This is a genomic window from Streptococcus mitis (assembly GCF_000960005.1).
Taxonomy (GTDB): Bacteria; Bacillota; Bacilli; order Lactobacillales; family Streptococcaceae; genus Streptococcus; species Streptococcus mitis_CK.
The window spans coordinates 583,904-603,956 of record NZ_JYGP01000002.1; the positions used below are offsets into that span (position 1 = coordinate 583,904).

At 41.2% G+C, this 20,053-nt stretch carries 15 protein-coding genes and 1 pseudogene; 3 read left to right on the forward strand and 13 right to left on the reverse strand.

Features of this window, described 5'->3' with window-relative positions; all coding sequences use genetic code 11:
* Positions 1-17 precede the first annotated feature (17 nt).
* On the reverse strand, positions 18-3,668 hold the full coding sequence (gene addA / locus TZ90_RS04295) for a helicase-exonuclease AddAB subunit AddA (RefSeq protein ID WP_045611662.1): 3,651 nt from the start codon (positions 3,666-3,668) through the stop codon (positions 18-20).
* A complete protein-coding gene (gene rexB, locus TZ90_RS04300) occupies positions 3,665-6,940 on the reverse strand; it encodes an ATP-dependent nuclease subunit B (RefSeq protein ID WP_045612570.1) in 3,276 nt (1,091 codons plus the stop codon). Before rexB ends, addA begins: the two co-directional genes overlap by 4 nt.
* 117 nt (positions 6,941-7,057) lie before the next feature.
* On the opposite strand from rexB, the gene TZ90_RS04305 reads away from it, so the two are divergent.
* From TZ90_RS04305 to TZ90_RS04315, 3 genes are all read left to right on the forward strand, one after another.
* On the forward strand, positions 7,058-7,867 hold the full coding sequence (locus TZ90_RS04305) for a Cof-type HAD-IIB family hydrolase (protein ID WP_000593575.1): 810 nt from the start codon (positions 7,058-7,060) through the stop codon (positions 7,865-7,867).
* A 141-nt stretch (positions 7,868-8,008) separates the two neighbouring features.
* Positions 8,009-8,917: an ABC transporter ATP-binding protein gene (locus tag TZ90_RS04310; RefSeq protein ID WP_000859637.1), complete on the forward strand. Its 909-nt coding sequence runs from the start codon at positions 8,009-8,011 to the stop codon at positions 8,915-8,917.
* Between the two features lie 10 nt (positions 8,918-8,927).
* Complete coding sequence (locus TZ90_RS04315; RefSeq protein ID WP_045611665.1) at positions 8,928-9,680, forward strand: ABC-2 family transporter permease; 753 nt, start codon at positions 8,928-8,930, stop codon at positions 9,678-9,680.
* A 40-nt stretch (positions 9,681-9,720) separates the two neighbouring features.
* Here TZ90_RS04315 and TZ90_RS04320 read toward each other — a convergent pair whose 3' ends face one another.
* The 11 genes and pseudogenes from TZ90_RS04320 to TZ90_RS04365 form a co-directional block, all read right to left on the reverse strand.
* A complete protein-coding gene (locus TZ90_RS04320) occupies positions 9,721-10,599 on the reverse strand; it encodes a sensor histidine kinase (protein ID WP_045611667.1) in 879 nt (292 codons plus the stop codon).
* Positions 10,596-11,297, reverse strand: a complete 702-nt coding sequence (locus TZ90_RS04325; RefSeq protein ID WP_045611668.1) for a response regulator transcription factor — start codon at positions 11,295-11,297, stop codon at positions 10,596-10,598. The genes TZ90_RS04320 and TZ90_RS04325 overlap by 4 nt, the downstream gene beginning before the upstream one ends.
* A 192-nt stretch (positions 11,298-11,489) precedes the next feature.
* Positions 11,490-12,365, reverse strand: coding sequence for an N-carbamoylputrescine amidase (aguB, locus tag TZ90_RS04330; protein WP_045611669.1), 876 nt, complete (start codon positions 12,363-12,365; stop codon positions 11,490-11,492).
* A 9-nt stretch (positions 12,366-12,374) separates the two neighbouring features.
* Positions 12,375-13,460 (reverse strand): agmatine deiminase, encoded by a 1,086-nt coding sequence (gene aguA / locus TZ90_RS04335; protein WP_045611670.1) that lies wholly within the window; start codon positions 13,458-13,460, stop codon positions 12,375-12,377.
* Positions 13,457-14,584, reverse strand: coding sequence for a carboxynorspermidine decarboxylase (gene nspC, locus TZ90_RS04340; protein WP_045611671.1), 1,128 nt, complete (start codon positions 14,582-14,584; stop codon positions 13,457-13,459). Before nspC ends, aguA begins: the two co-directional genes overlap by 4 nt.
* Entirely contained in the window at positions 14,584-15,843 is a 1,260-nt protein-coding gene (locus tag TZ90_RS04345) for a saccharopine dehydrogenase family protein (RefSeq protein WP_045611672.1), read from the reverse strand. The genes nspC and TZ90_RS04345 overlap by 1 nt, the downstream gene beginning before the upstream one ends.
* Positions 15,840-16,700 carry a polyamine aminopropyltransferase gene (gene speE, locus TZ90_RS04350; protein WP_000366713.1) on the reverse strand — a complete coding sequence of 287 codons (861 nt, stop codon included), beginning with the start codon at positions 16,698-16,700 and terminating at the stop codon, positions 15,840-15,842. Before speE ends, TZ90_RS04345 begins: the two co-directional genes overlap by 4 nt.
* Entirely contained in the window at positions 16,701-18,161 is a 1,461-nt protein-coding gene (locus tag TZ90_RS04355) for an aminotransferase class I/II-fold pyridoxal phosphate-dependent enzyme (RefSeq protein ID WP_045611673.1), read from the reverse strand. It abuts the gene before it with no gap.
* Positions 18,162-18,722: 561 nt separating this feature from the next.
* Positions 18,723-18,836: pseudogene (locus TZ90_RS10210) on the reverse strand (type II toxin-antitoxin system death-on-curing family toxin); the annotation flags it as partial.
* 1 nt (position 18,837) lies between these two features.
* Positions 18,838-19,554 carry an alpha/beta hydrolase gene (locus TZ90_RS04360; protein ID WP_045611675.1) on the reverse strand — a complete coding sequence of 239 codons (717 nt, stop codon included), beginning with the start codon at positions 19,552-19,554 and terminating at the stop codon, positions 18,838-18,840.
* A 3-nt stretch (positions 19,555-19,557) separates the two neighbouring features.
* Positions 19,558-19,869: a hypothetical protein gene (locus TZ90_RS04365; RefSeq protein ID WP_045611677.1), complete on the reverse strand. Its 312-nt coding sequence runs from the start codon at positions 19,867-19,869 to the stop codon at positions 19,558-19,560.
* Positions 19,870-20,053: the final 184 nt, after the last annotated feature.

Sequence of the window (20,053 nt, forward strand, 5' to 3'; positions counted from 1 at the left end):
GAGGTCTCCTTTCTAGATTATACTTTTACAACTTGAACCTTGTCTTTACCTAGTAAAATCAAGTATTTTTCAATATTTTCAATCGAATAGGCCCGAGATAAAGCCTCTCCGTATAGGGCTAACTGACCACGATAACGGTCTATGAGTTGACTTGCTTCATCATAGCGGTCTGTCTTATAGTCGAACAGAACAATTTTGTCTTCGTAAAGCAGATAGCCATCAAGGATACCACGGACAACGAAGTCTTCCTGACTCTTTTGATCTCGTTTGAGCATGGAGAAGGGATGCTCGCGGTAGAGATGGTCGGTATTAGCAAGAATTTCCTGACCGAGTGCTGTGTCAAAGAATGCAAGAATTTTAGCAAGATTGATCTTATCTCTGACAGCTGGGCTGGTTTGAACTTGTTTGAGAGTTTCTGTTAGGCTAGCAAGCGTTGGTCTCTGACTGAGATCCATTCTCTGCATCAGTTCGTGGGTAGCACTACCAATCTCAGCTCCTGTTACCTTTTCTTTGGTTGAAAAATCTGGCAAATCAAAGTTGATTTTCTTGTCTACTGACTGGCCTTGACCTGCAATCTCGACACCTTCCATATCCATAACAGGTTCGTAGAATTTCTTGATTTGACTCGGGGTTTGAACACTAGGAAGTTCAATGGCTGCGCGGTGAAGAGTATTATAAACTTCCACCTCTTTCAGCATTTCAAGGGCTTCTTTGATGGTTTCTGACTGACGGTTATCTGCTTGAGAGCTATCTTGTAGAGGACTTTTGCTTTCCAACTGACCGATAGCTTCTCTAGTTAGCTGATCTTCACCAACAAAACGATAGCTAAAGTTGAGATGATCCTTTGCAAACACTTTACTGATAGCCCAAAGCCAATCTTGGAAATTCTTGCCTTGAAGTCTAGTGTTACTATTTAGTTTTCCATTTTTAGCTGCTGGGTATTCCTTGGCTTCCAGCTTTTCACGAGAACCCTTGCCGACAAGATAGAGTTTTTTCTCAGCCCTCGTCATGGCAACATACAGCAGACGCATTTGCTCTGAATAGCTTGCCAGCTGTAATTCCTCTTCGTTCTGCCTATAGGTCAGACTAGGAATGGAGAGTTTGATGGTTTTAGGATAGTGATCTTCAACTGCTCCCGTCTCCATTTTGGCAATATATTTGACACCAAGACCATTCTGACGACTGAGAATGACTTCTGACATAGAGTCTTGCTTGTTGAAATCTTGATCCATATTGAGAATAAAGACGTAAGGAAACTCCAGCCCTTTACTCTTGTGGATAGTCATGAGCTCTACTGCATCTTTTGGCGGTGCGACGGCCACGCTTGCCAAATCATGCTGGGCTTCTAAAACTTGATTAATCATACGAATAAAACGAGACAAGCCCTTGAAATTACTCTTTTCAAATTGATCAGCACGCAGTGCTAGGGCATAGAGATTGGCCTGTCTAGCAGGACCATTTGGCAAAGCCCCAACATAATCATAATAAAAGCGGTCGTTATAAATCTTCCAAATCAAGTCATAGAGGGAGTGGGTTTTGGCATACAAGCGCCAAGAAGCCAAGATATCCATGAATTGCTTTAGTTTCTTTTCTAGAGCTGTGTGAATCAAGTTTTTCTGGCTGCTAGCCTGTTTTTGAGCATTGACCAGTTTCTCATAGAGATTTTCTTGGACTTTATCCTCTGCTTTCTGAAGGGACAAACGTGCTAACTCGTCTTCATCAAAGCTAAACATTGGAGACTTCATAAGGGCAACCAAGGCATAGTCTTGCAGGGGATTGTGAATGACACGAAGAGTGTCTAGCATAACTTGTACTTCTAGAGATTGGAGATAATTGTTTTGCTCTCCGTCGGTTTTAACAGGAATCCCGTACTCAGACAGGGCGAGAAGAATCTGGTCATTACGACTGCGGCTGGAGGTCAGAAGGGCGATTTCTTTAAAGGCAACACCTTGTTCCTGATGAAGTTTAAGGATTTCCTTGATAACTAAGCGCATTTCCCCTGTTAATTTCGTTTCTGCTTGGCTCTCTTCTTCCTCGCCTGTATCGTCCTTGTCGTAGATGAGAAATTCTGCCTTGTTGTCTGGATTGGGAGTCAGTTTGGTATTGGCAAAAACAAGCTGGTGCATGTTATCATAGTTGATTTCGCCGACTTCTTGGTCCATAAGACGTTCAAAAACATCATTGGTTGCTGACAGCACTTCTGAACTACTACGGAAATTTTCCTTGAGGAGAATCAGCTTTCCTTCTTGGGGATTTTGCGCATAGCGTTGAAATTTTTCATTGAAAATCTGCGGGTCTGCTTGACGGAAACGGTAGATGGACTGCTTGATATCTCCTACCATAAAGCGATTGTGACCATTTGACAGCAATTCCAGCATCCGTTCTTGAATGTGGTTGGTATCCTGATACTCATCGACCATGACTTCATGGAAGCGGTCCTGATAAACCTGACGAACTTGTGGGAAATTCTCTAAAATCTCAATGGTATAGTGGCTGATGTCAGCGAACTCAAAGGCATTTTCCTGGCGTTTACGCTGACGATAAGCTTCCACAAAATCGCTCATAAAAGCTTGGAAGGTTTTAGCTAGCTTCCAGGAGTCTTCATGGTAACGTTCTTGATAGTCGAGAATCGTTATCTGGTCTGACAGTTGTCCTAGTTTAGCAAACTGGGTCTTTCTCTCTTCATTGTAGGCATCAGCCAGTGGCTTCAAATCAGCCTTACGGCTGGCATTAGTCAGAGATCGACCGTTTTTCTCTTTTGAAATGGCGACAACACGCGCAAGCACTGCCTGATAAATCTGACTATCGGACTCCTGATTCAAGGAGCCAATTTCATCTAAAATCAACTGAACATTCTCTAGATAAGCAGCCTTTGCAAATTCCTTGGCATCATTATCCAGATGATAACGGAAAAAACTTTCCAAATCCCAAAGGGCTTGCTGGATTTGTGTGGTCAGTTTTTCTTTTTCACTGCTAAAATCAGCCTCTTCAAAGCCTTTGAGGAAAGATTCACTCAGCCACTTTTGAGGATTACTGGTGGATTGGAGGAAGTCATAAATTTTATAGACTTGCTGGCGCAGCCCCCGTTCATCTTTTCCACGTCCAGCAAAGTTTTTCAGCAAATGACTAAAGGTCTCTTTCTGTTTACCTTGGTAATGCGCTTCAAAGACCTCATGGAAGACTTCGTTTTTTAGAAGGAGTTGCTCGCTCTGGTTTTGTAAAATACGGAAATTAGGCGCAATATCAATTAGATAACCATGTTTGCCAAGGAATTTTTGTGTGAAAGAGTCCATAGTTCCGATAGCAGCGTTGGGTAGGTCTGCCAACTGGCGGCCTAAGTGTTGTTTGAGCTCGACACCATCCGTCTCTTGGATTTGTTGGCTGATTTTTTTCTCCAAACGTTCCTTAAGCTCAGTCGCAGCCTTGACGGTAAAGGTTGAGATAAAGAGTTGAGAAATTTCGACACCACGCGCTAACTGATCCAGAATGCGCTCGGCCATGACAAAGGTTTTACCAGAACCAGCCGATGCTGAAACCAGGATATTCTGACCAGAAGTGTAGATAGCTTCGATTTGCTCGGCAGTTTTCTTTTGTTCTTTGCTCGAATTTGCTTCTGCATTTTGCAGTTTTTGAATTTCCTCCTCAGTTAAAAAGGGAATAGGCTTCATCGATTCAACTCCTCTCTTATTTTTTCAAACCAAGCTTGCTTGAGTTTTTCTCCGACAAGACGTTTGCCTTCAGCCAAGTCTAACTTCTCTAGGAAACGGGCTTGACCCAAATGGTAATTGGCTTCAAAACCAGTAATGGCTTGATGTTGCTGGACGTATGGGGCAATGCTTCTGCCATTTTCAGTATAAGGGTTGATGGCGAATTGGCCTGCTAAAATTTTCTCAGCTGCTTTCTTGTAAAGATGGGCATTGTAGTCAAGTAGAAGCTGGAATTCCTCATCTGTCAGCTGATTAGCCTTGTTTTTGTTGTAAAATTCGCCCAAATGACTGCTTTCTTTTTCTAAAAAGAGCCCTTGGTATTTCATTGATCTGCTGGCTTCTACTACTGCTCCTGCCAGACTTTTAACAGCTAATAAAGATTGGACAGGTTCAGCCATTTCCAAGTACATGGCGCCGAAAAAGTTCTGCTCCCCTTCTCTTTTTAGGGCAGCTAAGTAGGTTGGCAGTTGGGAATTGAGTCCATTAAAGAAATGAGAAAACTGGAACTGAGTTAGACTCGACTTGTAGTCTACTACTCCTATCGCTCCATCAGCTTTCAAACGATCAATGCGGTCAACCTTGCCTCGTACAAAGACACTGCGACCATCGTCCAATTGAATAAAGGCCTGCTCTTTTCCACCAAAATTTGCCTCTTCTTTAATTGTTTCGATAGCTGGATTGTGGCGGAGAATGTGGCCAGTCGTCCGTGCCACATCAAGTAGAACTTCCTTGGTGAACTGGGCTTCCAAACTTTCCTGATAAATAGCCTCAAATTCTCGTTCTTGACTGGTTTCTTGGATTGCTTGTTCTAAACGTTGGTCAAAGGAATCTTCGTCAGGCAACTGCAAGGCCCGTTCAAAAATGCGGTGCAAGAAATTCCCGTGACTACGAGCATCCGGACGCAGACGTAATTCTTCCTGTAAGCCTAGAACATAACGGAGGAAATAACTGTATTGGTTCCGGTAAAACTCCGTCAAACCAGACGTAGACAGGTAAAACTCCTGATCAGCAGGATAGAGAGCTTGTAAGGTGTCCTTAGCCAACTGCTTACTGCTTGGACTGGTTGGGAGGGCTGGATTTTCCAGACCTTGCTGGTCTAGTTTTTTCCCCATCACACGCGCCAGAACCTTGACAAAGGTCAAATCTTGCTCCCTATCACTCATCTCGCCCTGCTGGTGATAGGCAACCAGACTGGACAAAAGACTGTGATATGAGCCCATATCTTCTTTAGACAGCCCTTTGTGATTCATCCTCTTCTCTTTTCGACTAAATCCAAAATGGACCAGCTCTTGAAGATAGGCAGATTCCTTACTTTCACTTTCATTAAAAAGGCTTGGAGCTGACAAGACCAACTGCTTACGGGCAGAATTGACCAAGGAAAGCATAGTGTAGCGATTTTTCTTGAGGTTCTCACTGCTGGCAATCAGCAATTGCGCCCCATCTTCTGTCGCTTGGTTTAAACTTTGTCTCTCTTCATCAGTCAAAAGACTAGTGTTTTGCGCAATTTTTGGTAAATGATCCTGAGTCAGCCCAATGGCATAGACAAAGTCAGCAGTCAGAGGAGCAATCAAATCATAACTCTGCACCAGAACGGTATCTACGGTTGCTGGAATAGTACGGTACTGAGATAGGCTCATTCCAGAATGAAGCAAGGCTAGGAAGTCCTCTAGACTAACCTGTGAACCTGCAAAAACGGTCGCAAATTGTTCTAAAACATGACAGAATGCCTTCCAAACTTCAGCTTGCCTTTCCTGTTCAAGAGTTTCCATAGTAGTTGTCAAATTTTGCAGCTGCTTGGTCACCGCTCCTTCTTTTAGAAAAGCATTCCACTTTTGCAAGAGATTTTCTGCCTTCTGCTTTCGGCTGGCAAAGAGAGTCTCAAGAGGGGCTAAAATACGCAGACGAAAAGCATTTAAACGCCCTAAATCAAATTTTCCATGGTGGGATTTGGTGAAAGTTTGCTGAAAGGCTGGCAAGCCATTGATACCAAGATAGCGGATATATTGCTCAAAAGCATCAATATCAGCTTGACTAAGGTTGGTATACAAACCTGTTCTGAGAAGGTTAATCAAATCCTCCTGACGAAAACGATAGCGTTTTAAAGACAAAATAGACTCGACAAACTGTGTCAATGGATGATGGGCCATGGATTCGCTTCTACCAAGATAGAAAGGAATCTGATACTGGTCAAAAATGGTTTTGAGAGATAACTGGTAAGAAGCCACATCTCCCAAGAGAATACGAAAATGCTTGTAGCTCAGGTTGGGATTGGCATGCAATTTCTGACGAATGCTACGGGCTACCAACTCCAACTCTTCTTTTTGTGTTAAACAAGACCAGATTTGCAGGTTTTCACGGTCCTTCTCATCGACCTCCAAAGTGAGCTCTGAAAAGTCATAAGAAGACTCCAGCAAACGAGAGGCCTTGTCAAAACTATCCATCTGCTCATGAGTTTGAGAACAATCCAGAGCAGGAGTTTGGTATTTAGAGGCTAGATGATGGAGAAACTCCACACTGGCTTGGTAGAGATTACCCTCGCTAAAAGGGCTAGTATAGGCTTTCTTACTAGCATAAGCCCCAATAACAATCTCAACACCCTTGCCATAAAGTAAGTCTACAATCCGCTCCTCCTCGGCAGAAAAACGGGTAAATCCATCAATAACCAAGGCGATTTGAGTAAAATCACTACTAACTTTGTCATTCTCAATAGCCTCAATCAAATGGGACAATTGACTTCCCTGAGCCAACTGCCCTTGATTGAGGTAGGCCGTTACCTTCTCAAAAATCAAGAGTAAATCGGCTCTCTTGTCCTCATCCGCCAAACTCTCCAAGTCTAAAAAACTCATCTGAGCTTTGGTCATCTCGTGGTAAAGCTCAATCAACTGCTGGATAAATTGAGGATCCTGCTTGATAGCTCCATAAACACGCAAGTCCTTGGAGTCTAGTTCCGCAAGGCACTTATAAAAAGCCATCCCAAGACCAATGTCATCTAGACTGGTCTTAGCAGGCAAGTCATTCAAGACTAGGTAACGAGCCATTTGAGCAAAGCGCGTGACGGTAATCGCAAAAGAAGCCTGCTGGGACAAGCATTCCAGCACGGCGCGTTCCTTTTCAAAAGAAAGAGAGTTGGGAGCGATGTAGAAGACCCGCTTGCCAGCAGCAACTAGCTCCTCCGCCTCTCTGGTTAGAATTTCTGTCAAAGAAGTCCGAATATCAGTATAAAGTAATTTCATCTCTGCCTCGTTGGAATTTTTCATTACCTTTTATTATACCATGATTAGCCCGAAGATTCCTCCTCCTTTCCTCTAAAATATGCTATAATAATACCAAAAGATAAAGAAGGAAGACCTATGATTAAACTACTAGCCTTGGATATGGACGGAACCCTCCTCAATGAAGCCAAGGAAATCCCACAAGCTCATATTACTGCTATTCACAAAGCTATTGAAAAAGGTGTCAAACTGGTTCTCTGTACGGGGCGCCCGCTTTTCGGTGTCCTCCCCTACTACAAAAAACTGGGGCTTGACCTCCAGAATGAGTATGTGATTGTTAACAACGGTTGTTCAACTCACCAGACAAGTGATTGGGGGCTAGTTGACTGGCAAGAACTCGGTCCAGCTGACATTGAATATCTCTACGAGCTTGCTGAAAAAAGCGATGTTCAGTTGACTCTTTTTGATGAGGAGCATTATTTTGTCCTCGGTGGCAAGCCCAATCAAGTCATCCAAAATGATGCTAAACTAGTCTTTTCAGACCTGACTGAAATTTCTCTTGAGGAAGCGACTAGTGGCAAGTACCGCATGTTCCAAGGTATGTTTTTAGGAACAAAAGAACAAACAGACGATTTTGAGCAGCGTTTTGCTACAGAACTCTGCCAACGATTTAGCGGAGTTCGTTCGCAGCCTGTCATTTATGAAGCCATGCCACTTGGAACGACAAAGGCCACTGCTCTTTCACGACTAGCAGAGATTTTGAAGATTGATTCCGCAGAAATCATGGCTATGGGCGATGCCAATAACGATATCGAAATGCTCCAGTTTGCTGGGCTTGGTGTTGCAATGGGAAATGCCAGCGATTATGTCAAATCCCTAGCTGATGATGTTACAGCCAGCAACGAAGAAGATGGCGTTGCGCGCGCTATTGAAAAATACATTCTATAATTAAGAAGCCCAGTTCGTGTCAACTGGGTTTTGATATTTAATAATTCCTAAAACTTTAGAAACTCTTTAGAAATGCTTGAGCTTTCTTTGATTTCTATGCTTTATACTAAAGTTATCAAAATAAATCAAAAGGAGAGAATCATGAAAACAGTACTTGATATTCATGGATTGTCCAAAAACTTTGCCAAACAAGCTATTCTTCAGGATCTTCATCTAACGATAAGAGAGGGAGATATTTATGGGCTTATAGGAAAGAATGGAGCTGGGAAGACCACCTTAATAAAAATCATTACGCAACTACTGTTTGCAGATAAAGGGACTGTTTCTCTCTTCTCTAGCCAAACGGAAAATGAGTGGACCAAGGCTCTATCTCGAGTAGGTTCAGTGATCGAATCACCTGTAGCTCATAATCACTTAACAGCCTATCAAAATCTGAAATATTATTGTATGATTCGCCATATTCCAAATGCGGATCAAGTCATTCGAGAAACGCTGGACTATGTAGGTTTGCCAGATACAGGTAAAAAAGTCTTTCGAGATTTCTCTCTTGGAATGAAGCAAAGACTTGGTATCGCTATTGCCCTTATCTCCAAACCAGACTTCCTAATCTTGGATGAACCTATCAATGGACTTGACCCAATTGGTATCAAAGAATTTCGTCTGATGATTCAACGCCTCAATCAAGAAAAAGGAATCACCATTCTCATCTCTAGCCATATCTTGTCAGAACTCTATCTCGTAGCAAATCGCTTTGGTATTTTAGATCAAGGCAAGATTATCCGTGAAATCAGCAAAGCTGAATTTGAAACACTAAGTGAGGATTATATTGTACTTAAGACAGCTGACCAAGAGAAAGCTTGTCAAGTATTAAAAGAACAAATCCAGCTCCAGTTCAAGGTTGTTAATCCAGAAAATGAAATTCACATCTTTGGTCAGGAACAAGATGTCAAACAGATTCTTAAGGAATTAACCTTGGCAGATGTCGCCATTGACGAGATTTACTATGCCCGTCAAAACCTAGAAGAATACTTCACTCAATTGGTCCAATAGGAGGAAAATCATGATACATACCATTCAAGCAGATTTTTACCGTCTTTTCCGCTCCAAAGGATTCTGGATTACAGAATTCATTCTCTTTGTACTCTTGCTACTGGGTGCCACTATCGGGGCTACAGGCCATCTGATGGCAATCCAGACAGAAGAACCAGAAATTCCAACCCATGGTTGGGACGGTATTCAAGCTCTTATCAATGCGTCTAGCAATGATTCAAACCTTGTTTTTCTCTGCATTATTCTAACATGTTTAGTTCTTGGGGTCGATCTAATCGGCAAGCTTTATAAAAATAGTTTGACAGTTGGCGTTTCTCGTACAGAGTTTTTCTTCGCTAAATCCTTTGTTCTAGCAAGTATCGCTCTCTTACAACTCATCGCCAGCCTTGTGATTGCTTTTGTTCCCTCAACTCTACTAAACGGACTTGGTACGATACCTGATGGTTTTGTTACTAATCTCCTCTCAATGATTTTCCTTCAATTTCTCTGCCTTCTCGCTTGGCTTTCGATTATTTCCTTTATTCTCTACCTGACTCATTCTTATCTTGCCGTATTTATTGGTTATCTGATTAGCTCTATCATCCTTTCTATGCCAATGATCATTTTTCCAAATATCAAATATTTACCATATTTGTCCTTGCATTTTTCCTATGCTATGACTGCTAATAGTGAATCCATTTTCTATACCCTTATAGTTACCTTAGCTGTTATTGTAATCTTTAATCTAAGTGGACTGGCAGTTTTCAAAAAGAAAAGCCTATAAAAAATGACCTCCTCTAGCCTACAGAGGAGGTTTCTTTTTGTTAAAAATAAATGAAAACCGACAACCATTTCCCATCTGTGCTTAGTTTCATCTCTGTACCGAGAAGATGACATAATTCCTCAGTGATATAAAGGCCTAAACCAGAGGATTCTTCCGTGTCTGATAGATTTTCAGAATAAAAACGATTACTGAGATTTTCTATTCTTTTGATGGGCTGTTTAACAAGGTTTGCAATCTCTAAGACAAGCTGTTCCTTTTCCTTTCTCAAAGATAGACGTGCTTCTTCCTTGCCATGTTTGAGGACATTTCCAAGCAGATTTTGTAAAATTCGATCCAGTAAATCTTCATCAGTCCTCATTTTTAAACCAGCTTCAACTTTAAAATCAAGCGTGATATTTGTCGCCTGAAAAACATCATAAAAAGCCAGAGTCTTTTTGGTGATAAAAGCTGAAAGATCCACTTCTTCCAGTTTTGGTTTGACAGCTCCTTCCATCAAACGACGGTATTCTAGGAGAGCCTCCAAACGTTTGGAAACTAAATCAAGATGCTGGGATATTTTTTGTAAGGTTTCTGCTTTGTTTTCAGGAGATTTTATCAATTGTTGGGTGTAGCCTGAAGCGATAGTCAGAGGTGTCCGAATATCATGGGCAATATTGCTGATGGCCATATCCAGAGTCTGCTTTTCCCTTTTCATAACCAACCGATACTGTTCTACTTCTTGAAATAGATTTTCAATTTGCTGGTAGAGATGTAAAAAATGTTTGGAAAAAATGCTGACTCCGACTCTTTTCATACTACCTGTGAGAATCTTGTCTTCAATCTGTTGACTGAAGTTTTTAAGTGCTAGATGGTAGCGAATCAATGCAATCGATAAAATAATTAGGAGTACCAATAGGAAAAAGATTATCATGTAGGTCATTGCTTGTCTCCTTTTAATCTTACCCCAACTCCCCAGATGGTTTCAATATATTCTTGATTTGGGTCAAGCTGGTTTAATTTTTTACGAAGATTACTCAAATGCGTATTGAGAGTATTATCTCCAGGTAGGTAGTTCTCCTCCCAGACAAATTCATAAAGTTCTTCTTTTGTAAAAATTTTCTTAGGGTGTTTAAGGAGAGTTTGGAGAATCAAGCATTCTTTCTTGGCAAGACGAATCGTTTCCTGGCTATTTTTAATTTCAAAACTTTCTGCATCAAACTGGATATTTTTCAAGTTTAGTGTCAGATTTTCAGTTTTTTCTATTTCCATAGGCTGTTTTTCTACACTTTGGCGTAACTGAACAGTAACTCTTGCAAAGACTTCATCCAAATCAAAAGGTTTCACTATGTAATCATTGGCACCGTCTAAAAGATATTGGCTGATAAGTTTTTTATCGCTCAAAGCCGTTAGCATAATGACTGGAGTTTGACTTTGTTCCCTAATAGATTTTAAAACCTGATCCCCATTTTTCCCAGGAAGCATGATATCAAGCAAAACGAGGTCAATCCCACCTTGGTCAAAACGCATGATTCCTTCTGTACCAGAAAAGGCTTGAATCACCTCATGCTCCTCAGTAAGAAGTGTTCGCAAAATTTCTTGAATGTCACTATTGTCTTCAATAACCAGTATCCTAGCCATAAACACCAACCTTTCTGCAACTATTATAGCATGTTTTATTGATAAAGCTTAAACAGAAAAGCTCCTCGCATCAAAGTGCGAGAAAGCCTTAGAGGGTTAAAATATAAAATTCACTTACTAGATAACATAGTATCCTTATAGTTGCAAATAAGAAGTTAGTCTAGCAGAATGAATCTCTCAATTCTATCCTAACTAGTCCGTAATACGTTGATACATTTCGGGTCTTCTATCTCGAAACAAGCCCCAGTTTAGGCGCTCGCTTGCTCCCTTGTCTAGGTCATAAGTAGCTAACAGAACAGCTTCTTCTTGTCTTTCAGCTTGCTCTAGAATAGCTCCTGTTTCATCCGTCATAAAGGATGAACCGTAAAAGTCAAGACTTGAACTCTGTCCGCCATTTTCCTCACTTGGTGCGACTTCTTCCAAACCATAACGATTGGCTGCGATGACTGGAACAATATTTGCTGCTGCGTGTCCTTGCATGGTACGTTGCCAATGACCACAGCTATCTGTTTCCAAGATAGGTTCCGAACCGATAGCTGTAGGATAAAAGAGCAATTCAGCCCCATTCAATGCAAGACAGCGCGCTGTTTCAGGGAACCATTGATCCCAACAGATACCAATACCAATCTTAGCGTAGCGCGTATCCCAGACCTTGAAACCTGTGTTGCCAGGAGTAAAGTAAAATTTCTCTTGATAGTAATGATCGTCAGGAATGTGGGTCTTCCGATAAACACCTAGCACCTCCCCATCTGCATCAATAACTGCAATAGAATTATACAAGACATTGCCATCTTTTTCATAGAAACTGATCGGTAAAACAACTTCTAGTTCCTTAGCAATCACCATAAAATGCTGAATGGCAGTATTTTCTGTCACCGACTGGGCATGCTGGTAGTAGTCATACTGACGTTCCTGACAGAAATAGGAACGTTCAAACAACTCGGGCAAGAGAATAATTTGTGCGCCTTGTTCTGCTGCCTGACGTACTAAACGCTCTGCTGTTTGAATATTTGTTGCCACATCCTTGGCACATTGCATCTGAATAGCTGAAACTTTTACATTTCTCATCTTTTTCTCCTATTCTGGGATTTGTTGGGTGATACAGTGAATATTTCCACCACCTAAGAGAATATCTCTAGCTGGTATTCCGACAACTTTACGGTCTGGGAAACACTTACTGAGGATATCTAAGGCCACTTGATCGTTTTTATCTTGAAACTGGGGAACCAGGACTGCCTGGTTGGCGATATAAAAGTTTACGTAGGAAGCTGCTAGTCGTTCACCTGCGTATCGCTCTTCTTCTCCTTCTTCATAGATGTAGCCAGGCAAATCCTCTCTGGTTACAACTTGATGAAGAGCTGGAATTGGAAGTTTATGAATGGTAAACTTCCGTCCTTTTGCATCTGTCTCTTGCTCTAAGAGTTCGAGATCTGCTTTTGACATGGCATACTGAGGATCAGTTTCGTCTTCCGTCCAAGCCAAGACAAGTTCTGCAGGACCAACAAAGGCAGCAACATTGTCAACGTGTTCATTGGTTTCATCCTGATAAATACCATAAGGCAGCCAGATAACTTTTTCAGCTCCAAGGTACTCTAATAAAGTATTTTCGATTTCTTCCTTACTAAGATGAGGATTGCGACCGGGACTAAGTAAGCAACTTTCAGTTACGAGAATGGTTCCTTGACCATCGCTGTGGATTGCGCCTCCTTCTAGGACAAAAGGTTTCGCATCGTAAACAGGCATTTCCAAGGCCCCAGCAAAATGACTGGCTACTTGATTATCATCTTCATAGTCTTGGTAGAGACCATCTACAGCTCCACCCCAAGCATTGAAAGACCAATCCACGGCTAATTTCTGGCCCTCATCATTGACAAGAATAGTCGGACCTGTATCACGCGCCCAGGCATCATTGGTGGGAATGTCTAGATAAATAACGCTATCACCAAGGTAGTCTTGGGCTTCAGCTGAGTAGTCTTGGTCCACCAAAAGATAGACTCTTTCTCCTTCTGCTATGGTTTTGATAATCTGGCTGAAAGCTCTTTTGGCATCCTTTCCTTGAAAGGGCCATGAACCTGGTCGAGTCGGCCATATCATGAGGGTACCATGGTGTGGTTCGTACTCTGCTGGCATACGATAGCCTAATTTTTTTGGACTGTTCATTATGATAATCTCCCTTTAAAGTCTTGATAACCAAAGGCTTTGACTAAGCTACAGTCTCCCTGTTCGTCCATGAGATAGAGACTTGGCAATCCAATACCATTAAAGGTATTGTTTTTGACAAAGGAATAAATGGCCATGTCTTCAAAATAAAACCTGTCACCGATTTGGACTGGATTTTCAAAGCTATAATCACCAATCACATCGCCCGTCAGACAGGTATTAGAAGAAAGTCTGTAGGTATGGGCTTTTTCCTGTGCCTCAAAGCCATTTCTCAAAGGTGGGCGATAGGGCATCTCAAGTACATCAGGCATATGGCAGGTCGCAGAGGCATCTAAAACCAAGATTTCCATGCCGTTTTCAACAATATCCAATACTTCAGTTGCTAGATAACCAGCATTGAGCGCAATGGCTTCACCCGGCTCGATATAGACTTCAAGATTATAAGTTTCTCGGATACGCTTGATCTCAGAAATCAGCAAATCCACATCGTAACCTTCTCTTGTGATGTGGTGTCCGCCCCCCATATTGAGCCATTTGACCTCATGTAAGTAGGGACCAAACAGCGCTTCTACAGCTTTCAAAGTTGTCTCTAAATCATCTGCTCCCTGCTCGCAAAGGGTATGAAAATGAAGACCGTCTACCAATTCCAGCAAATCACTAGGAATCTTGTCTAGAGTAACTCCAAAACGAGAACCAGGTGCACAAGGGTCATAGAGCGCATGGTCACCCTGTGTTGAACATTGAGGATTGATACGGAGACCAACACTGATACCAGCCTCCTTGCAACGAACCCCATGTTTACGCAACTGTCTCTCTGAGTTAAAAACGATATGGTCTGTTATCTCAATCAATTCATCCAAGTCCGCATCTTTAAAAGCCGGCGCAAAGACATGAACTTCTCCCGGAAACTCTTCTCTAGCTAGCTTGGCCTCATAGAGACCACTTGCAGTCGTACCTGATAGATACTGGCTAATCAAGGGATAAGTTTTATAGAGGGAATAAGCCTTCTGGGCAAGCAAAACCTTGCAGCCAGCTTCTTCTTGTACATATTGTAGGATACGGCAATTGGCTTCTAACTTGGCCAAGTCAATAACATAGGCTGGTGTTGGTACTTGTTCTAGCTTCATTAGTCCACCATTTGTGGATTTTCAACCACAACCCAAGGCAAACCGTACTCATTCAAAGCTTCCATAAATGGATCTGGATCCAATTCTTCAAGATTATACACTCCAGCTTGTTTCCAAGTTCCGTTCATAACCAATTTTGTCCCAATCATGGCTGGAACTCCTGTTGTGTAAGAAATAGCTTGTGAACCAACTTCTGCGTAACATTCCTGATGGTCACAAACATTGTAGATATAGATGGTCTTTTCAACACCGTCTTTGACACCTGTAAAGATACAGCCGATATTGGTTTTACCTACAGTACGTGGGCCAAGGCTAGCAGGATCTGGAAGCAAGGCTTTCAAAAATTGGATTGGAACAATTTCTTGGCCGTTAAAGTTCATGGTATCCGTACGAAGGAGACCGACATTTTCCAAACATTTCATGTGCGTCAAGTATGATTGACCAAAAGTCATAAAGAAACGAATGCGTTTGACTCCAGGAATGTTTTTGGCCAATGATTCGATTTCTTCATGGTGAAGAAGATACATGTCTTTTTGTCCAACTTGAGGGAAATCGTACTCGCGCTTGATAGACATGGCTTCAACTTCGACCCATTTTCCATCTTCCCAGTAAGAACCTGGCGCAGAAACCTCGCGTAGATTGATTTCTGGGTTGAAGTTTGTTGCAAACGGATAACCGTGGTCACCACCATTACAGTCTAAAATGTCGATATAGTGGATTTCATCAAAATAGTGTTTGAGGGCATAAGCTGAAAAGACACTGGTCACACCTGGGTCAAAACCAGAACCAAGAAGAGCGGTCAAGCCTGCTTCTTTGAATTTTTCCTGATAAGCCCATTGCCATGAGTAGTCAAAGTAGGCTGTAAAACCAAGTTCCTTACAACGTTTCTCATAAATAGCACGCCATTCAGGGTCTTCTGTGTCTTCTGCTTCGTAGTTGGCCGTATCGATATAGTGAACACCTGTTGCCAAACAAGCGTCCATAATGGTTAAATCTTGATATGGTAGTGCTACGTTCAAAACAGCTTCTGGTTTGTAGCTTTCAATCAGGGCAATCACTTCTTCTACCTTGTCAGCATCAAGAGCAGCTGTCTCAATCTTTGTACTTGTTTTGCCTTCCAGTTTAGCTTTCAAGTCATCACATTTTGACTTAGTACGGCTAGCAATCATAATATCTGTAAAGGTTTCGCTATCTTGACAAATCTTTGAAATAGCAACTTGGGCAACGCCCCCACATCCAATAACTAGTAAACGACTCATTTTTTTCCTTCCTCTTCTTCTAAAATGTCCTCAACATACTTGGGCAACATAAAGGCTCCAACGTGTAAGTTTGCAGTGTAGTATTCTGTAAAAAGTTGGCGTTTTTTCCAGCCTTCCTTGTCAAAATCTTTGACAGGGTGATATTTTTTCGATGCAAATCCAAACAACCAATAGCCAGCTGGACTGGTTGGGATATGGGCCTGATAAACTCGACTGATTGGAAAGGCTTGATTAACCTTGCGGTGCATGCTTCGGCAAGCTGACTCATCCTCGTCAAAGAAGGGACTCCCATGCTGATAAATCATGATGCCGTCTTCCTTCAGAGCACGATAACTATTACCGTAAAATTCCTTGGTAAAGAGCCCTTCCGTATGTCCAAATGGATCTGTCGCATCGTTGATAATGATATCGTAATCATCTTCGCAGTTTCGCAAAAAGCGTAGCCCATTTTGATAGTAAATGGTAACACGAGGATCATCTAGCCCTGCAGCAAAGTCTGGAAAATACTCACGACAAACCTCTACCAACATTTCATCAGGTTCTACAATATCGATTTGTTCTAGCTCAGGATAGAGTGTTAATACTTGAGCAACACCACCGTCACCACCTCCAATAACCAAAACTTTCTTGGGATTGGGATGCACAGCCATAGGAACATGAACGGTCATTTCATTGTAGACAAAATCATCTGCATCTGAAAACAAGACATGCCCATTTAAAATCAGTATTTTCCCAAACGCTGGAGTGTCAAGAACCTCGATATCCTGCCATTCACTTTTTCCAGCGTAGAGTTGCTTGGCTGTTCTCAGGGACAATTTCACATCTGGAGTATGAACTTCAGAAAACCATAAATCCATCTAGTTCTCCTTTCTCTTAATGACGTTGATGTGATTGACCTCTGGATCTTCCGTCCCTTGGAGGGAGCAACCACGTTCCTTTGCAAATTGGATATAGTCTACAATTTCACGAGTAATGCGTTCACCAGGAGCCAAGATAGGAATCCCTGGAGGATAGCACATGACAAATTCTCCACAGACCTGTCCAACAGATTCATCCAAGGTCAAACTTTTTCTCTCTGAATAGAAGGCTTCCTGAGGGGATAATACCAACTCGGGCTGAATATATTCTCCAGCTATTAAGTCCTTCCCATCTCGTGAATAGAGTCTCTTGATATCAGCCAAAGCACCGACTAAGCGCTCGATGTCTTGGATACGGTCACCAATCGAAATATAGGCCAAGATATTGCCAATATCACCAAACTCAATCTGAATGTCGTATTCATCTCGTAGGAGGTCATAAACCTCAATACCTGTTAAGCCAATGCCCTGAGTGTAAACTGACAGCTTGGTTACATCAAAATCACATACCGACACGCCATCTATTAACTCTTTTGAATAGGCATAATAACCGCCTATAGCATTAATTTCACGACGAGCATACTCTGATAGTTCAATAACCTTCTCAAAGGACTCTTTACCACGAAGGGACAAGTTGCGACGCGAAATATCCAGACTAGCCATCAATAAGTAAGAGGCAGATGTTGACTGGGTCAGGTTGATTATCTGACGAACGTACTCAGGATTCATCTGCTCCCCGATTAAAAGAAGCGAACTTTGTGTCAAACTCCCACCAGACTTATGCATGGAAACTGCTGCCATATCAGCACCTGCATCCATAGCAGAAATTGGAAGTTTATCAGTAAAATGTAAGTGTGCTCCGTGGGCTTCATCCACTAAAACCATCATGCCAGCTTCATGAGCCATTTCCGTTAAACCTTTGAGGTCTGAACAGATTCCATAGTAAGTAGGATTGTTAATCAAAATGGCCTTGGCATCTGGATGCTCCTTAATTGCCTGCGCTACTCGGTCATTTTCAAGACCTAAAGCGATACCAATCTTAGAATCCACACTCATCTCGATATAGATGGGTATGGCACCACATAGAACCAGCGCATTGATAGCAGATTTATGGACATTTCGTGGCAAAATAATCTTATCTCCTGCCTTACAGGTTGACAGAATCATAGTCTGCACCGATGAAGTTGTTCCTCCAATCATGAGAAAGGCATGGCTAGCTCCAAAAGCATCTGCAGCCAGCTCCTCTGCATCCCGAATAATCGAAATGGGGTGACCAAGATTATCCAAGGGTTTCATCGAATTAACATCAATGCCTACACATTTTTCACCTAGCAGTTCGACCAGTTCTGGATTTCCCCGTCCACGCTTGTGACCTGGAACATCAAAGGGAACAATCCGTTTCTTGCGTAACTTCACCAAGGCCTCATAAATTGGGGCTTGGTTTTGATCTAACTCTTTCAAGACATACTCCTTTACCGTATTTTTAGCTCCTCAAAATGATGAGGGCCATCAAAGGTTGACTCATGAAAAAAGAGCAGGTTTTCACCTGCTCTGCAATCTTCTGACGTTTTTATGTTTGTTTCTGTTGAGTATGTCTGTTCCCGATGTTTCCAAACTCTCTAGTAGCAAATATTACGTACTTTATTGATCGTTTCACAAGATGACGTGTGCTTTCACCACACTAAAAATTTATGAATTAGGACAAGTGTCCTAACATCAACTTATAAAAGTAGGCTTTTAACCCTATCAATAATGTGGTTTTTCAACCACGCTTCGGCATTCAACCCTGCCTGTCCGTAGGCATTTTTTACTCGGGTTTATATTTGCTAGAAAACATCATCTCATTTTCTAAGCTTTATTACTATATCATACTTCAAACACTCTGTAAAGTACTTTTTTAAAAAAATATCTATTTTTGTTCGGAAATATATTGTATTATATAGATTTATATAAGTTTAATAGTGTGAAAACGGATATAAAAAGAACTAGTCCACTAGTTCTTTTAAATGTATCTTAACGATTAATGGTAACAGAAAAACGATAGCCATTTAATTGTATAAATTTCACCAAAACGAATAAAGCAGTTCGTTTATCAGCATTGGCAAAAACATGCTTTTTTTCAAGCAATACAAGTAGCTCATTGAGAATAAGCGAGCCACACATTAATCAGACTAGCGACTTCTCTAGGTGCTTCAGTATAAAGCTCATGGCCAAAGTTCTCTAGAAAAATAGTATCAAAATAGTCTGGCAATTCTTTTAGGGCTTCCTCTCTCCATGTAGCTTCATTAGGATAGCGAGGACTAATAAACAAGGTATCTCCCACTTCTCTCTTAAAAGCTTGTATTTTCCTCCTTAGGCGGAGAATCGCTTCTATATTTTCATAATTTATAGATAACTCATATCTATTATACTCAGAATTCCAGTGATAGGACTGTCTTACGGCTTTCTCGATATTTTCTGACCAATGCTTTGCTTCGGATTTTTCTTTAGAAATAAGAAGATTTAAGTCCGAAACGACTTGAGATTCAATATAGTTTTTAGTTTCCTCTAACTCTGTATCTAAAGGTAAAATCTTATCTAAATCTAGATAGCCACCATCCAAAAGAATCAGTTTTGTCACTTCATAAAATTCCGATGCAAGATAACGCGCCAAATCTCCTCCAAGAGAATGACCTATCAGACATATAGATTCTTCCTCTACAATCTCATTTTTAAACCATGATTTCAATTCTGTTTCATCTCGAAGATGCTTTTCATATGGATTTAGAAAATAAATCTGCGAATCTAGTTCTTGAAGAAAATCCTTGCTATGATAGAAATTGCTTCCCAGACCTCCAATAAAATATTTTTTCATTCTCTACTTAATACTATGCTTATTCATCTTTTGTTCAAAGATAGTCGTGATAATTTGCTGCAATTCTTCGCGTTCTTTTTCTGGAATTTCACCACTTGTTTGAGCTGCTGCGTAGAGCTCAGGGTGTTCAATAGAAATTCGTTTGATCGTACGTGTCGTAGCATGTTTTCTGACGAAAAATGGGATTCTCTTAATCAAGTCTTGTGGTACTAGTGCAAGAATCTTCTCAGCAGTTTCCTTGTCACTAATCTTAGACGTCGTCAGCCCCTTCTTAATCATTTCCTGTTCTTTTTCTGTAAAATCTTTTAATTCCATTCAATTAGTCCTCCTATTTTCACTAAGTTAAATTATATACCAATCCAAATAAAACTACAAATGGACTGTTTGGAAATACGAGCAATACTTTAAAGAGTGGTTTCTGGCTATTAACGATTGAAATAACCCACCAACTCATCAAAAATATAAATAAAAGTCCTAAATTACTGATATATTATAGTAT

Excerpts from the sequence above, each read along its gene's own strand:
- addA (WP_045611662.1), bottom strand. The coding sequence starts at position 3,668 with ATGAAGCCTATTCCCTTTTTAACTGAGGAGGAAATTCAAAAACTGCAA.
- rexB (WP_045612570.1), bottom strand. The coding sequence starts at position 6,940 with ATGAAATTACTTTATACTGATATTCGGACTTCTTTGACAGAAATTCTA.
- TZ90_RS04305 (WP_000593575.1), top strand. The coding sequence starts at position 7,058 with ATGATTAAACTACTAGCCTTGGATATGGACGGAACCCTCCTCAATGAA.
- TZ90_RS04310 (WP_000859637.1), top strand. The coding sequence starts at position 8,009 with ATGAAAACAGTACTTGATATTCATGGATTGTCCAAAAACTTTGCCAAA.
- TZ90_RS04315 (WP_045611665.1), top strand. The coding sequence starts at position 8,928 with ATGATACATACCATTCAAGCAGATTTTTACCGTCTTTTCCGCTCCAAA.
- TZ90_RS04320 (WP_045611667.1), bottom strand. The coding sequence starts at position 10,599 with ATGACCTACATGATAATCTTTTTCCTATTGGTACTCCTAATTATTTTA.
- TZ90_RS04325 (WP_045611668.1), bottom strand. The coding sequence starts at position 11,297 with ATGGCTAGGATACTGGTTATTGAAGACAATAGTGACATTCAAGAAATT.
- aguB (WP_045611669.1), bottom strand. The coding sequence starts at position 12,365 with ATGAGAAATGTAAAAGTTTCAGCTATTCAGATGCAATGTGCCAAGGAT.
- nspC (WP_045611671.1), bottom strand. The coding sequence starts at position 14,584 with ATGAAGCTAGAACAAGTACCAACACCAGCCTATGTTATTGACTTGGCC.
- TZ90_RS04345 (WP_045611672.1), bottom strand. The coding sequence starts at position 15,843 with ATGAGTCGTTTACTAGTTATTGGATGTGGGGGCGTTGCCCAAGTTGCT.
- speE (WP_000366713.1), bottom strand. The coding sequence starts at position 16,700 with ATGGATTTATGGTTTTCTGAAGTTCATACTCCAGATGTGAAATTGTCC.
- TZ90_RS04360 (WP_045611675.1), bottom strand. The coding sequence starts at position 19,554 with ATGAAAAAATATTTTATTGGAGGTCTGGGAAGCAATTTCTATCATAGC.
- TZ90_RS04365 (WP_045611677.1), bottom strand. The coding sequence starts at position 19,869 with ATGGAATTAAAAGATTTTACAGAAAAAGAACAGGAAATGATTAAGAAG.